Genomic DNA, 14,468 nt, shown 5'->3' on the forward strand with positions numbered 1-14,468 from the left:
CCCGGCACTCGCCGGGCACCCCGACGCCGAGGGGCATGGCGGTGCAACTCGGTGTTTCTTCGAAGCGCGCATGTGGGGGCACATGAGCACGACGGACCTTCCGGGTTCGAGTCTGCTGGCCGGTCGCTATCGACTGGTCGAGCGGCTCGGCGCCGGCGGGATGTCAGTGGTGTGGCGAGGGTTCGACGAAGTCCTCGGGCGCCAGGTCGCGGTGAAAGTTCTGCCACCGTCGACAAGCGCGGACCCGGCGTTCCGGCGCCGGCTGCGCGCGGAGGCTCAGGCTGCTGCTCGGCTCAGCCACCCAAATATTACGAATGTCTACGACTACGGCGAAGCGACCACCGTCGACGGTGAGCCGGTTCCCTACGTCGTCATGGAGCTGATCGACGGCGAGTCCCTCGCCGCCGTGCTCGCCCGCGTGCGCAAGCTGCCCTGGCAGCACGCCGTGCGGATAACCGCCGAGGTGGCCGCGGCGCTCGCCGCCGCGCACTCGCGGGGCATCGTCCACCGTGATGTCACCCCGGCCAACGTCATGCTGACGGCCACCGGGGCCAAGGTTGTCGACTTCGGCATCTCGGCCCTGATCGGCGAGAACGACATCGACCCCGACGGCAGCCTGCTCGGCACGCCGGCCTACCTCGCGCCCGAACGGCTCGAGGGCGGCCAGGTCAGCCCGGCGACCGACGTCTACGCGGTCGGCCTGCTCATCTACCGGACGCTGATCGGTCAGCTGCCGTGGGACGTCGGCACCACGACGGCGCTGCTGCGGGCTCACCAGTACACCGAGCCCGAGCCGCTACCGCCGGTCGACGGCCTGCCGCGCGAGGTGGACGCCCTGGTGGGCCGCTGCCTCGAGAAGCGGCCGGCCGACCGGCCGTCGAGCGCCGAGCTGGCACACGTGCTGGCCGGCATCTCGGCCGGGGCGCCGGCTACGGCCCGCGGCTACGTGCCGGACTGGTCCGGCGCCGGCGAGGACACGACGATCCTGCCGTCGGCGCAGTCGTACGCCGAGATCCTCAAGATGGCGGCGGCGGCCCAGGTGTCGCCGGCGGCGGCTCCGGCTTCCGCGGCTCCGGTCTCTCCCGCGGCGGCTCCGGCTGACGCGGCTCCGGCCGCTACGCCTGAGGCTGAGGCGGCTCCGGCTCGCAACAGCCGGTTCGCTGAGCTGAAGTCGGGGCCGGTTTACAACGCCGCTCCGGCTGCTGCCGATGGTGGGCTGCGGCCGGCGGTGGGCAACCAGCCGCCGTCCCCGCCCGACAAGGCGGCCAACTCGGCTGCGCCGTCGTGGGCCAAGGGGCCGCAGACCAAGACCCGCCGTATTTTGGTGGTGGCCTTCGGTGTGCTGCTGCTGGGCGTCGGCACGTACGGGTGGAGCCTCACCGGTGGTCCCAAGGACGTCAACGGTGGCACGCCGGCAGCTGCGGCCGTGCCGGCGCCTGCCCGGTGCGTGGTGAGCTACGCGGTCTGGTCCGACACCAAGGGTCGCTTCAAGGCCCAGGTCACCGTGGCCAACCGCAACGAGAAGCCGATCAAGGACTGGAAGCTCTGGTTCATCATGCCGGGCGACCAGGTTCTTTCCGGCGACGGCGACACCAGCCTGACTCAGTCCGCGGCCAAGGGGGGCGGCATCACTGTCACCTCCAACGCGGCGATCGATCCGCTCAAGACGGTTTCGGTGCCGATCAGCGGCCGGTACGTCGACAGCAACACGCCGCCGATGGCGTTCTCGCTGAACGACTCGACGTGTGAGACGTTCGTTTCGGCCAAGCCGGGTGAGCCGTCGCGCTACGTGCAGCACCTGGCCAACGGTCAGACGCGGCTGGCGCCGACGACTGGGTCGCCGATCCCGGGCATCTCCGTCGGCCCTGGCGGCATCATCACCGTCACGCCGACCACCAAGCCGACGACCACGAAGGGGCCGGACGGCGGCGGGGATCCCATCGGAACTCCTCCGCCGGGCACCGTCTCGTTGAGTCCGGACCCGGTCATAACGACGAGTCCGCCGGTCGAGACGACGAGTGTTCCGCCGCCGGTTCTGCCGACGACGACCATTCCGACGACCCCGGACATCACGACGCCGCCGGTCGAGACGACAGGACCCATCACTGACGTCGAGACCCCGCCGGGTACGCCCGGCAACGACGTCGGGCAACCGTGTGAGTCGGACGTTCCCGAGGATTGCGCCAACTGATCGAGTAGTGACATGAAGGGCCGGCTCACCTGAGCCGGCCCTTTTGTTGTGTCTGGGTGGCGCGAGTCGGATGGTGAACTGAGCTGCGGTAGAAAACCGGACGCCGCCGGGACCGCCGCGGAGTTAGGGTGAGTGTGATGATCAAGGCACTTTCCTCCGTTTCGCCCGGCGTGGCGGCCGGGGCGGAGGCGGTCCTGGGTCAAGATGAGAGAGCGGAACTGAGCGCCGGCATCCGGTCTGAAATGCCGCCAATGGGGCACTGGATGCGGTGAACAGAAGGTAGTCCATCGGGGAGTTCGACATGATCAGCATCGTCAAGGATCTGGCGGCGGAGGCTCTGTTCGTCTCCGACCTGCAGCCCTCGCAGTGCCCCACCCATGAGGCGGTGGAGCAGGCGGTGACCACCATGATCCTTCAGTACGGCAGCGACGGCTGTGCGGCCGGCGTGGCCCTCGAGTTCGGCGACCACCCGGACACGGCGGTGGCCCGCATGCACTGGGTGCACACGGAGCTCACCGAGGTGCTCGAGCCCCACGCGGTCGTCCTCAACTGAGTAAGGCGTCCGCCGTACGCGCCTGAGAACCTGAGTCCTTTTCATGAAGTGCACCTGAAAAGCAACCGAGTTCGGCCGCCTTCGCACCTTTCGACGGCAAAAGTCTTCCTCGTCAGCCGGTTTTCACCCAACCGGTCGTATGAGCGAGGAGGCCTACGTGACGGACACGACCGAACTCCCCGCCACCATCGGCACGACCCACGACGCGCCTTCCGCGCGTGACATCGAGGACCTGGTCCGCGAACACATGCCGATGGTTGGCCATCTGGTCCGGGAACTTCTCAACCGGGTACCGGGCCACGTCCATGCGGACGACCTGTCCTCAGCCGGCTTCGCCGCGCTGCTGGGCGCGGCCCGGTCCTTCGACGTGACCCGCGGTATCCCCTTCCACCGCTTCGCCGCGGTCCGCATCCGCGGCGCGCTGCTCGACGAGCTGCGCGGGCAGGACTGGGCGAGCCGTTCGGTGCGGGCCCGGGCCCGCCGCAGCGCGGCCGCCCGGCAGGAGCTCACGGCGGCGCTCGGCCGCACGCCGACCGACGCCGAGGTGGCCGAACTGCTCGGCATCGGCGTCGCGGAGCTGGCCACGGTCGAGGACGACGTGCAGAAGGCGGCCCTGCTGAGCCTGCAGGGCTTCCCGACCGGCGCGGCCGAGGAGATGGTGCCGGAGACGTCCGAAGGGCCGGAGGACCTGCTGCTCAAGCGGGAACGCCTCGGCTACCTGCATCAGGCGATCCAGGCCCTGCCCGAGCGGCTGCGGCTGGTCGTCACCGAGTCGTTCCTGCAGGAGCAGCCCCTGAGCGACGTGGCGGCCCGGCTCGGCGTGACCGAGTCGCGCATCTCCCAGCTGCGCACCGAGGCGTTGCAGCTGCTGCGCGAGGGTCTGAACAGCTCGCTGGCGCCTGAGCTCCTGACGGTGGCGGCGGGCGGACCGCGTACGCGCAAGGGTTGCCTGCAACGCCGCCGCACGGAGTATTTCGCCCGGGTGGCGCAACAGGGCAACCTGCACACCCGCCTGGCTCTGACGGACGCGCACGGCGTGCCGATCGCGGTCGCGGCTTGATCGATTCATAGAGGACGAGGGCGGCCTTCACGGGCCGCCCTCGCGCCGTTCCCGCCCGTATTTGATCTTCCATTGGGCCAGGTGAGCCACCGCCTCCCCCTCCCTCCCAAGGGCATGGCGGCGACGGTACGCGATTGGCAAGCCGGACGGCCCTCGTTGTCCACAGGGCTGTCCATCACGCCGTCAGCTGTGGATGAGCGCCGGTTCGGTCAGAGGGTCCAGAGCTGCGCGTACGGGCCGGATGTCGGTGCCGACGGCGGTGGCCAGCGCGCCGGGGCCGGCCAGCGGCATGATGGCGAAGTCGCCGGGGCCGGATGTCGGTGGGGGCAGCAGCGTGGCCGGGACGGCGATCACCGTGCCCACGGCTCGGCCGCCGCTTAGCACGGCGGCGCCTGACCAACCCGGGGCGCGGGAGCCCACGGATAGCTCGTGGCGGTAGACGGTGCTTCCGGCGTACCGGATCGTAGTGTCGGCTCGGAAGTCGCCCGGGTCCTCACCGTGGCGGCCGCAGACCAGGTCGTCGCGCCAGAGCAGGGAGCCACCGTCGGCCACATCCACCCGGGTTACCGAGAGATGGTCGCATCCGGCAGCGGCAATCAACGGTTCCGGGAGCCAGCGCAGGGTGCCACCGGCGGCGACCGTCGCGTTGATCTCCAGGCGGGACTGCGGCAGGTGGGCCCGGCCGGGCAGGGCCAGCTGGGCGGCCACGCTGCGGATCTCCAGAGTCGCGCCGGAACCGACTTCGATCTCGAGCCGCAGATCATCGCCCCGCAGCGGTCCGGCGCCTCCACCAACCACATGAACCGTCGTGGGGCCGGTGCGGCGCAGGAGCAGCGGCGACTCGCTGTGCAGGACGGGCAGGCGGGTGCCGCCGTGGCCGTCCGGCTCGGCGACCACCCGGGAGCGAGCTCTCACACGCGCGCCGCGACCAGGCCGCGGATCCATTCGGCGACCGGGGTCGCCTGGCGGTCCTCGACCAGGGACAGGAACACCGTCGGCAGGGCGCCCCGGCGGACCTGGGCGTCCCGGTCCATGACGGCCAGGTCGGCGCCCACCATCGGGGCCAGGTCGGTCTTGTTGATGACCAGCAGATCGGACTTGGTGACGCCGGGGCCGCCCTTGCGGGGCACCTTATCGCCGCCGGCCACGTCGACCACGAAGATCTGCTGGTCGATCAGGCCCTTGCTGAACGTGGCGGTCAGGTTGTCGCCGCCGCTCTCGACCAGCACCAGGTCGAGCGGGCCGAGCGCCTCCTCCAGGTCTTCCACCGCGTCCAGGTTGGCCGAGATGTCGTCCCGGATGGCCGTGTGCGGGCAGGCGCCGGTCTCGACCGCGCGGACCCGCTCGGCCGGCAGCACGCCGTTGCGCAGCAGGAAGTCGGCGTCCTCGGTGGTGTAGATGTCGTTGGTGACCACGGCCAGGCGCAGCTCGTCGCCGAGGGCCCGGCACAGCGCGGCCACCAGGGCCGTCTTGCCCGAGCCGACCGGGCCGCCGATGCCGATCCGCAGCGCGCGCGGCCCGGCGGCCAGCGGCGCGTGCGGGTCGACGCCCGGGTCGGGGTGGGTGTGCGGCACGCCGTCGTGGTCGTGTTCGTAGCCGTCCGAGGGGTGGGGGAGGGCCCCACCGGCGACGGAGTGTTCAGGATGCAAAGAGACGCACCTCCCAGGTGGCGTGGAGTTCGGCCCCGACGTCGAGCAGGGGAGCCCCGGCGGCGGGTAGGTCGTCGACCGGGTCACCGGCCCGGGCCGCGGCGGTGGCAGCGATCCGGTCGCATTCGGGGGCCAGGCGGGCGAGCAGGGCGTGCACCGTGTACGGGTCGAGGCCCAGCAGCCGTACGGCGGCGCTGGCCGCCCCGCTCACCGTGCCGTGCGCCGCCGCGACGGCCGCTTGGACCGGGGCGAGCCCGGCCGCCGCGGCCACCACTCCGAGGGCCACGGGCTGGTGCGGCTCGCGGCCGACCGGCGGCAGGGCCCACATGGCGCGCGCGGCCCGCAGTAACGCCCGGCCTTGTGCGCGCGAGGCCTTGCGGAGCGCGGGTGACGGCGTACGGCAATCGAAGCCCGCATCGAGCTCGGGTGACCGACCCGGTCGTTCGCAAGCGGCGGCGGCGAAAGCCGCTGCGACGAGCGCACTGGTGGCGAGCTTGCCGCGCAGGAACTCGGCGACCGTGTCCAGGTCGCGCACCCGCCCGGCCGACACCTGCGCCTCCAGCCCGCCCGAATGCGCGTGCCCGCCCGACGGCAGGCGACCGTCGGCCAGCACCAGCAGAGTCGCGAGGCCCATATGAACGTCAGAAGAGGAAGTAGCGCTGGGCCATGGGCAGCTCGGTGACCGGGTCCGGCTCGATCACTTCGCCGTCGACGCGCACCTCGAACGTGTCCGCGTCGACCAGGATCTCGGGCAGCGCGTCGTTCAGCGGCATGTCGGCCTTGGTGACCCGGCGGGTGTCCTCGACCGGGGTGAACGCGCGCTTGACGCCGACGCGGTCGGTCAGCATCGCGTCGATGGCGGCCTCGGCCACGAAGGCCAGCGACGTCTGAGCCGGGACGACGCCGTGCGCGCCGAACATCGGGCGCGGGAGCACGGGCTGCGGCGTGGGGATCGACGCGTTGGCGTCACCCATTTGCGCGTACGCAATCATCCCGCCCTTGACGACCAGGGCGGGCCGCACGCCGAAGAACGCCGGGTCCCACAGCACCAGATCGGCCAGCTTGCCCGGCTCGACGGATCCGACCTGCGACGACATGCCGTGCGCCACGGCTGGGCAGATCGTGTACTTGGCGACGTACCGCTTGGCCCGGTTGTTGTCGGCGGCCGAGTCGCCGGGCAGGGAGCCGCGGCGGGCCTTCATGACGTGCGCGGTCTGCCAGGTCCGCAGGACCACCTCGCCGACCCGGCCCATCGCCTGCGAGTCGGAGCCGATCATCGAGATCGCGCCCAGGTCGTGCAGCAGATCCTCGGCGGCCATGGTGGACGGGCGGATGCGGCTCTCGGCGAAAGCCAGGTCTTCGGGCACGGCCGAGTTCAGGTGGTGGCAGACCATCAGCATGTCGAGGTGCTCGCTGAGGGTATTGCGCGTGTAGGGCCGCGTCGGGTTGGTCGACGACGGCAGCACGTTCGCCTGCGAAGCGACAGTGATGATGTCCGGCGCGTGGCCGCCGCCCGCGCCCTCGGTGTGGTAAGCGTGGATCGACCGGCCGGCGATGGCCCGCAGCGTCTCCTCGACGAAGCCGGCCTCGTTCAGCGTGTCGGTGTGGATGGCCACCTGCACCCCGGAGGCGTCGGCCACCTGGAGGCAGGCGTCGATGACCGCTGGGGTCGTGCCCCAGTCCTCGTGCAACTTGAAACCGCCGGCCCCGCCGCGCAGCTGCTCCCACATCGACTCCTGCGACATGGTGTTGCCCTTGCCGAGAAGCAGGACATTGACCGGGTACGGGTCGATGGCCTCGAGCATGCGGGCCAGATACCAGGCGTTCGGGGTGACGGTGGTGGCCTTGGTGCCCTCGGCCGGCCCGGTGCCGCCGCCCACGATGGTCGTGATGCCGGTGGCCAGGGCGGTGTCGAGGATCGTGGGGCTGATCAGGTGGACGTGGCTGTCGATCGCCCCCGCCGTGAGGATCTTGCCGTTGCCCGCGATGATCTCGGTGCCGGGCCCGATGACCAGGTCAGGGTGTACGCCGTCCATGGTGTCGGGATTGCCGGCCTTGCCGAGGGCCACGATCCGGCCGTCCCGGATGCCGATGTCCGCCTTGACGATCCCCCAGTGGTCGAGCACGACGGCCCCGGTGATCACCGTGTCCGGGCTGCCCTCGGCGCGGGTGGCCCGCGACTGCCCCATCGACTCCCGGATCACCTTGCCCCCGCCGAACACAACCTCATCCCCGGGCCGCGGTCCGGCGCTGCGGTCCTCCTCGACCTCGATGAGCAGGTTCGTGTCGGCCAGCCGGATGCGGTCACCGGTAGTCGGCCCGTAGAGGGCGGCGTAGCGCCCACGGTCGAGCGTGGTCATCGCGGGCTCCCGTTCTCAGGCACGGCTTCTTCGCGTACGTCGTTCGAGCGCGCGGAAGAGCCGGGCTCGCCCCTGTCGCCGTTGCCGCCGTTGTCGGCCGCGCCGCCGTTGTCGAGTGGGCCGCCACCGTTGTCGAGCGGGCCGCCGGCCAGCCCGCGCAGCCCCGGGACGACGCGAGCCCCGCCCAGGGCGACAAGCGTGACGTCCCGCGGGATACCCGGCTCGAAGCGCACGGAAGTCCCCGCCGGCACAGCCAGCCGACATCCCCAGGCAGCTTGACGGTCGAACTCGAGCGCCTCATTCGATTCGGCGAAGTGGAAATGCGATCCCACCTGCACAGGCCGGTCGCCGGTGTTCCGCACGGTCATCGAAACGGTCGGCCGCCCGGCGTTGATCTCGATATCGCCGTCCCCGAACAGCACTTCACCCGGAATGGTCACGCCGCCCCCTGTGGATAAGTCGGCTCGATCCGCTTGACGCGGCGTACCGTCCCCACCCATGCCCCTTGGCGGGAGGGGGCTAGGGATGGCACGCCGGGCTGTTCAAGATCGAGAGCGGCCGTCATGAGATCGGGCCGTGGACGGTGACCAGCTTGGTGCCGTCCGGGAAGGTGGCTTCGACCTGCACTTCCGGCAGCATTTCGGGGACGCCGGGCATGACGTCGTCCCGGGTCAGGACTCGACGACCGGCGTCCATCAGGTCGGCTACTGTGCGGCCGTCTCGGGCACCTTCCAGCAGGAACGCCACGATGATGGCGGTCGCTTCGGGGTGGTTGAGTTTGAGGCCGCGCTCCTGCCGGCGGCGGGCCACGTCGGCGGCGACGTGGATGAGCAGGCGTTCCTGCTCGTGCTGGCTGAGGAACAAGCGGACCTCCCCTGGGTAGCGCCCCGCGATGCTCGCAGTTCGACATTTCCTGCGTGTTACCCGCCCTGTCGATCAAAGCAGGCCGGAGCGCCACACCGGGGGCGAAACTCAGGGTCCGGTGTAGAGGACGGCGTCGATCTCGATGTCGAAGCCGACCAGGGGAACCGGCAGCGTCGTGCGTACGGGCAGGTTGTCGCCCTTGATGTACTGGGGGTAGATCTCGTTCATCTCGGCGAAGTCGTCGAAGTCGCGCAGGTAGACGCCGAGCCGGACGGCCTGGTCGAGGCTCGAGCCGGCCTCCTCGGCCACGGCGGCCAGGTTGCGGAAGGCGGCGTGGGCCTGGTCGGCGAAGCTGCCGGTGACCCGGGTGCCGTCGGGTTCGGCGGGCACGGCGCCGGCCAGGTAGATGAAGTCGCCGGCGACGACGGCGTGCGAGTAGGGGCCGCCGGCGGGGGCCGCGTTCGTGGCCTTGATGGCGCGCTTGGGCATGCTTTCTCCTAGTGACGTGGGAATTGTTCGGCTAGTCCGGTGGCGTCGACGAGCGGCTCGTTCAGCAGCTCGCGTAGGCGCGAGGCCCGTCGCGCGAGGGCGTCGCGCTGAGAATCGGTGAGCGGCACCCACGGCGGAGGGTCTTGGGGCCAGGCCGGTGGCAGCAAACGTCCACCGACGTACGTGGCCACGTTCACCAGCCGTACGGGCGAAGTGCGCACCTGCAGGTGGGAGTCGACCAGCTCGTGCTCTTCCTCGCGGACGTCGAAGACCGCCAGGTCGGCCGGCGCGCCCACGGTCAGCGAGCCGCCGTCCAGGCCGAGCGCGCGGGCGGGCGCGGCGGTCACCTTCTCGAGCACAGTGCCCAGCGGCATGCCGACCGCCAGCAGCTTGGCCATCGTGGTCGGCAGGTCGAAAACCGGGCCGGTCAGCGAGCGGCAGTGCAGGTCGGTCGAGACGGTGTGCGGGGCCAGACCCAGATCCAACTGCCTTTCCAGTACGTCGAACGCGAACGCACCCGAGCCGTGCCCCAGGTCGAGCAGCACCCCGCGATCGACCGCCGCGCGCACCGCCGGCCCTAACGGCGAGGCCAGACCGCTGGCGCAGTGCGTCATGATGTCGCCCGGGCGCAGCAGCTCCAGCACCTCGTCGAGCGCGGGCGGGGTGGTGCCGATGTGGACCATCACCGGCACCCCGCAGGCCTCACCGACGGCGATGCCCCGGCGCAGCGGCTCGACGCCGTTGTCGCCCACCGTCTCGCGGTCGATGCGCACCTTGATGCCGCGGATCCGGGACCGGTGCTGCTGCACGGTGTCGATGGCCAGCGGCACGTCGCAGTTGCTCAGGTCGCGGCTCTCGCCGGTGCGCCCGGCCAGGCCGACGGCCGAGATGTTGAGCAGCACCGGCACGCGTACCTCGTGGAAGGCGCGCCGCAGGCCCTCGAACGTGTACGCCCCGGTCGAGCCCGCGTCGACCCAGGTGGTGACGCCGGTGCGCCAGGCGATCGGGTCGGGGTCGATGCCCCAGTAGCCCGGCCCGACGTGGGTGTGCAGGTCGATCAGCCCGGGCGTGACCAGCTTGCCGGTCACGTCGGTCACGATGCGGGCGTCGCGCGGCAGGGACGGGCCCACCGCGGCGATCACCCCGTCGGTGACGGCCACATCGAACGGCTCGCCCCCGGTCAGCAGCAGGTCGTAGGTCACCTCACCCCTCCCGGCCCGACCCTACTCGAATGCAGGGCCCGTCTTGCCGATCACGCGGGGCTGCGGCGAGGCCCAGGCGGCGCCTGACGGCGTCCGCAGAACGGCCACATACAACCCTGGTATGCGACCGCTCTGCGGCCGCGCCTCGCTCCCACGTGATCGGCAAGACGGGCCCTAGGGTAATGATCATGATCCCTGAGCCGGTCTCGATGGTTGCCGCCGAAGGCGCCTTCGCCCTGGGCGCGGACACGCTTCTCGACGCGCCGGCGGAACTGGCCGGTGTCGCCTCGTGGCTTCGCACCACGCTGCGCCTGCCACTCGCGCCGGGCGGGGGCGGTGTCGGCTTGCGGGTCGATCCGGCCCTGGGTCCCGAGGCGTACGAGGTCAGATGCACCCCGGAAAGGCTGGAGATCACTGGCGGGTCGGCCGCGGGCGTCTTCTACGGCGGTCAGACCCTGCGCCAGCTGCTGCCGCCGCAGGCATTGCGCCGGGCCGGCCCGGTCGGCTGGGCGGTTCCGGCCGTCACGATCAGCGACCGGCCGCGGTTCGGCTGGCGAGGGGTGATGCTCGACGTGGCCCGGCACTTCATGCCCGTGGCCGACGTGCTGCGCTTCGTCGACCTGGCCGCCTTCCACAAGCTCAACGTGCTGCACCTGCACCTCACCGACGACCAGGGCTGGCGGCTGCCGGTGCCGGGGTGGCCGCGGCTCACCGAGGTGGGCGCGTGGCGCTCCGAGTCGATGCTGGGCGCCCGGCAGCACGCCCGGTTCGACGGCCGGCCGCACGGCGGGTTCTACACGGCCGGCGATCTGCGCGAGATCGTCGCCTACGCGGGGGAGCGGCACGTCCGGGTGGTGCCCGAGGTGGATATGCCCGGCCACATGCAGGCGGCCGTGGCGGCGTACCCGAAGCTCGGAAATGGTTTCGAAGGCGGCGTACGGACGGGGTGGGGCATCTCGTCGCATGTGCTCAACCTGGGCGACGAGGCGCTGCGCTTCTGCCGGGACGTGCTCGACGAACTGTGCGAGCTCTTCCCGTCGGAGCTGATCGGCATCGGCGGCGACGAGTGCCCGCGCGACGAGTGGGGCGGCGAGGACCGGCAGCCGGCCTTCACCGCGCTGATGGCCGAGCACCTGGCCGCGCGGGGACGGCGGATCTACGGGTGGGACGAGATCCTGGAGGGCGGGGCTCCGGCCGGGGCGGTGGTGGCGGCCTGGCGCGGGGCGGAACCGACGACGATCGCGGCCCGTTCGGGGCACCAGGTCGTGTCGTGCCCGGACATCTCGGTGTACCTGGACTACCGCCAGTCCGATGATCCGGGCGAGCCGACCCCGGTGGGCACGTTGCTGAGCCTGGCCGAGGTGTACGCGTTCTCCGCCGTACCGGAAGGGTTGTCGGAGGCCGAGCGGGAACTGGTGCTGGGTGGGCAGGCGAATGTGTGGACGGAACACATGGAGACGGCGCGCCAGGTCGACTACATGACGTATCCGCGGCTCAGCGCGTTCGCCGAGGCCGTGTGGGACGCCCCCGGCCGGTCGTACGCGTCGTTCGAGGCCCGGCTGCCCGGGCATCTGGAGCGGCTGGACGCATTGGCGGTCAACTATCGCCCGGTGAGCGGCCCGCGCCCGTGGGACGCCCGACCTGACGCCCCGGGCAACCCCCGTGAGCTGCAGGATCGCCTGGCCGAGCTGGCTGAGATGACGGCCCGCCTTGACCGGTCGAAGCTAGCCTGATGAGCTGGGCGGAGCATGGGTTACGACGATGAGCGGACTCGGTTCCGCGCCTACGGCAACCAACTGATCGGCGCGCACCTGCGCCTGCGCGAGATGGTCGACGACCTCTACGACGCGCTCGACGAGGGCCGTGACCTGCGGCTGCACTGCCTCACCCTGTGCACCGCGGTGACGAAACACCACACGGCCGAGGACGCGAACGTGTTCCCGCTGCTGACCGACCGGCACCCCGAGATGGCCGAGTTCCTGAGCGACCTGCGGCGCGACCACGAGATCATCGCGGGGATGCTGCAGCGGCTCGAGGCGGCCACCACGCACGAGGAACTGGACGGGCTCAGCGCTGTGCTCGAGACGCATTTCATCGGTGAGGAGAAGCGGCTGACGGGCGTGCTCAACGCGCTCGAACCGCTCGGCGACCTGGGAATCGAGGTTGAGGATGGACGTTCCTGAGGTGGTCGTCGACTGGCGCAGCAAGGGGTTCTGGCTGCCCGAGGGCACGTTCCCGCTCGAGGACAAGCCGAGCCTGTTCGGCGGGCTGTTCACGTGGCCGCTGCTCGTGCTGCGACGGGACGCGGCCGAGGCCAACATCGCGACCATGGCCGCGTACACCCGGCGGCACGGCTGGGAGTTCGCCCCGCACGCCAAGACGACCATGGCCCCCGGGCTGCTGGCCAGGCAGATGGAGGCCGGGGCGTGGGGGATGACCGTGGCCACCCCGAACCAGGCCCTCGTGCTGCGCAAGCTGGGCGTGCCGCGGGTGCTGATCGCCAACGAGGTGCTGGACCCGACGGCGCTGCGCTGGCTGGCCCAGCAGGACGAGATCTATCTGCAGGTCGACTCGCTGGCCGGGGTGACCGTGGCCGCGCAGGCCGCCGCCGCGGGCTCGCTGCGGGTTCTCGTCGAGCAGGGGCACGACCACGGACGCACGGGGATCCGGACCCTCGAAGGGCTGGAGGTCGTGGCGCGCGCGGTCGCGGCTGCGCCCGGCCTCGAACTGGCCGGTCTCACCGCGTACGAGGGTCAATTGCGCACCGAGCGCGAGGTCGACGACTTCCTCGACCACGTCGTGGCCGGGTTCGCCCGGCTCAAAGAGGCGGGTCTGCTGCCGCGGCGCCCGATCCTGTCGGCCGGCGGCAGCGCGTGGTTCGACCGGGTCGTGGCCCGGATCGACGCCGACGCCCTGCTCCTGCTGCGCAGCGGCGCCTCGGTGACCCACGACGACGGCTTCTACCGCGAGCGCACGCCCTTCCTGCGGGTGCCCGAGGAGGGCCCGCTGGCGGCCGCGCTCGACCTGTGGGCGCAGGTGATCTCGACTCCCGAACCGGGGCTGGCCCTGGCCGGGATGGGCAAGCGGGACGCGCCGTTCGACGAGGGGCTGCCGGTGCCGATGGAGATCCGGCGCGCGGACGGCTCGTCCGAGGCGGCCACCGGCGTCGAGGTGACCAAGCTCAACGACCACCACACCTATCTGTCCACGGGCGACGCTCGGCTCGAACCGGGGGACCTGGTGCGGTTCGGCATCTCGCATCCGTGCACGGCCTTCGACAAATGGCGGCACATCCCGGTCGTCGACGAGGACCGGCGCGTGGTCGACGTGCTGGCCACCTACTTCTGATGGCCGTCGCCGACGTGCGTTTCGACTGGGGTCCGGTGGGGGCCGACGCGGTGGCGACCGGGGCGGCCTTCGTCGCCGTCGTCGACGTGCTGTCGTTCACGACGACGCTGACGGTGGCGATCGAGCAGGGCATCAGCGTGCTGCCCTACCGTTGGCGGGACGACTCGGCGGTGGCCGTGGCCCGGCTGCACGGGGCGATGCTGGCCGTGCTGCGGTCGCAGGCCGGGCCGGGGCAGATCACGCTGTCGCCCGAGAGCATCCTGCACACCGACCTGGAGGCCGCCAAGATCGATCGCCTGGTGCTGCCGTCACCCAACGGCTCGGCCATCTCGGCCCGGCTGGCCGACGCCGGCGCCACGGTGGTCGGCGTGTGCCTGCGCAACGCGGCCGTCGCCGCCGCCTGGGTGGCCGAGCGGGCCGCCGGCCGTCCGGTGGCTGTGGTGGCGGCCGGGGAGCGGTGGCCCGACGGGTCGTTGCGGCCCGCGGTCGAGGATCTGTGGGGCGCGGGGGCGTTCCTGGCGGCACTGGCCGATGTGGACGGGGCCGACGGGTTCTCGCCCGAGGCGCTGACGGCGATGGCCGCGTACCGGGGCGTGGCCGATCAGCTCGCGACCGCCCTGCCGGAGTCGGTGAGCGGTCGCGAGCTGCGGGTCAACGGTTTCGCGGGCGACGTCTCGGTGGCCGCCGCCGTGGGCGCCGGGCCGGTGGTGCCGGTGCTGCGGGACGGGTGGTTCGTGCCCGCCTTCTGACGA

15 protein-coding genes are annotated in these 14,468 nt (G+C 71.5%); 7 read left to right on the forward strand and 8 right to left on the reverse strand.

The window, feature by feature from the left end:
- The first annotated feature begins 82 nt into the window (after positions 1–82).
- The 3 genes from OWR29_RS30040 (at position 83) to OWR29_RS30050 (ending at position 3,804) form a co-directional block, all read left to right on the forward strand.
- The gene (locus tag OWR29_RS30040; RefSeq protein ID WP_267566688.1) at positions 83–2,191 is read left to right on the forward strand and encodes a serine/threonine-protein kinase; all 2,109 of its coding nucleotides are present in this window, start codon (positions 83–85) and stop codon (positions 2,189–2,191) included.
- Between the two features lie 301 nt (positions 2,192–2,492).
- Positions 2,493–2,744, forward strand: a complete 252-nt coding sequence (locus OWR29_RS30045; protein WP_267566689.1) for a hypothetical protein — start codon at positions 2,493–2,495, stop codon at positions 2,742–2,744.
- Positions 2,745–2,901: 157 nt separating this feature from the next.
- A complete protein-coding gene (locus tag OWR29_RS30050; protein WP_267566690.1) occupies positions 2,902–3,804 on the forward strand; it encodes a sigma-70 family RNA polymerase sigma factor in 903 nt (300 codons plus the stop codon).
- Positions 3,805–3,987: 183 nt separating this feature from the next.
- On the opposite strand, the gene OWR29_RS30055 is transcribed toward OWR29_RS30050, so the two are convergent.
- The 8 genes from OWR29_RS30055 to OWR29_RS30090 form a co-directional block, all read right to left on the reverse strand.
- The gene (locus OWR29_RS30055) at positions 3,988–4,719 is read right to left on the reverse strand and encodes an urease accessory protein UreD (RefSeq protein WP_267566691.1); all 732 of its coding nucleotides are present in this window, start codon (positions 4,717–4,719) and stop codon (positions 3,988–3,990) included.
- The gene (gene ureG / locus OWR29_RS30060; protein ID WP_324291281.1) at positions 4,716–5,453 is read right to left on the reverse strand and encodes an urease accessory protein UreG; all 738 of its coding nucleotides are present in this window, start codon (positions 5,451–5,453) and stop codon (positions 4,716–4,718) included. The genes OWR29_RS30055 and ureG overlap by 4 nt, the downstream gene beginning before the upstream one ends.
- Positions 5,443–6,087: an urease accessory protein UreF gene (locus OWR29_RS30065; RefSeq protein ID WP_267566692.1), complete on the reverse strand. Its 645-nt coding sequence runs from the start codon at positions 6,085–6,087 to the stop codon at positions 5,443–5,445. Before OWR29_RS30065 ends, ureG begins: the two co-directional genes overlap by 11 nt.
- Positions 6,088–6,094: 7 nt before the next feature.
- The gene (locus OWR29_RS30070) at positions 6,095–7,813 is read right to left on the reverse strand and encodes an urease subunit alpha (protein ID WP_267566693.1); all 1,719 of its coding nucleotides are present in this window, start codon (positions 7,811–7,813) and stop codon (positions 6,095–6,097) included.
- Positions 7,810–8,253, reverse strand: a complete 444-nt coding sequence (locus OWR29_RS30075) for an urease subunit beta (RefSeq protein ID WP_267566694.1) — start codon at positions 8,251–8,253, stop codon at positions 7,810–7,812. Before OWR29_RS30075 ends, OWR29_RS30070 begins: the two co-directional genes overlap by 4 nt.
- Positions 8,254–8,374: 121 nt before the next feature.
- Entirely contained in the window at positions 8,375–8,677 is a 303-nt protein-coding gene (locus tag OWR29_RS30080; protein WP_267566696.1) for an urease subunit gamma, read from the reverse strand.
- A 108-nt stretch (positions 8,678–8,785) separates the two neighbouring features.
- Complete coding sequence (locus OWR29_RS30085; RefSeq protein WP_267566698.1) at positions 8,786–9,166, reverse strand: RidA family protein; 381 nt, start codon at positions 9,164–9,166, stop codon at positions 8,786–8,788.
- Between the two features lie 8 nt (positions 9,167–9,174).
- Positions 9,175–10,368, reverse strand: a complete 1,194-nt coding sequence (locus OWR29_RS30090) for an amidohydrolase family protein (RefSeq protein WP_267566699.1) — start codon at positions 10,366–10,368, stop codon at positions 9,175–9,177.
- Between the two features lie 188 nt (positions 10,369–10,556).
- On the opposite strand from OWR29_RS30090, the gene OWR29_RS30095 reads away from it, so the two are divergent.
- From OWR29_RS30095 to OWR29_RS30110, 4 genes are read left to right on the forward strand one after another with little or no spacing between them, the layout of a single operon-like run.
- Positions 10,557–12,101, forward strand: a complete 1,545-nt coding sequence (locus tag OWR29_RS30095) for a beta-N-acetylhexosaminidase (RefSeq protein ID WP_267566700.1) — start codon at positions 10,557–10,559, stop codon at positions 12,099–12,101.
- A 15-nt stretch (positions 12,102–12,116) separates the two neighbouring features.
- Positions 12,117–12,551, forward strand: coding sequence for a hemerythrin domain-containing protein (locus OWR29_RS30100; protein ID WP_267566701.1), 435 nt, complete (start codon positions 12,117–12,119; stop codon positions 12,549–12,551).
- Positions 12,538–13,716, forward strand: a complete 1,179-nt coding sequence (locus tag OWR29_RS30105) for an alanine racemase (protein WP_267566702.1) — start codon at positions 12,538–12,540, stop codon at positions 13,714–13,716. The genes OWR29_RS30100 and OWR29_RS30105 overlap by 14 nt, the downstream gene beginning before the upstream one ends.
- Positions 13,716–14,465: a 2-phosphosulfolactate phosphatase gene (locus tag OWR29_RS30110; protein WP_267566703.1), complete on the forward strand. Its 750-nt coding sequence runs from the start codon at positions 13,716–13,718 to the stop codon at positions 14,463–14,465. Before OWR29_RS30105 ends, OWR29_RS30110 begins: the two co-directional genes overlap by 1 nt.
- Positions 14,466–14,468 lie beyond the last annotated feature (3 nt).

Origin of the sequence: Paractinoplanes pyxinae (assembly GCF_026626335.1) — a bacterium.
In the GTDB taxonomy this organism is placed as follows: Bacteria; Actinomycetota; Actinomycetes; order Mycobacteriales; family Micromonosporaceae; genus Actinoplanes; species Actinoplanes pyxinae.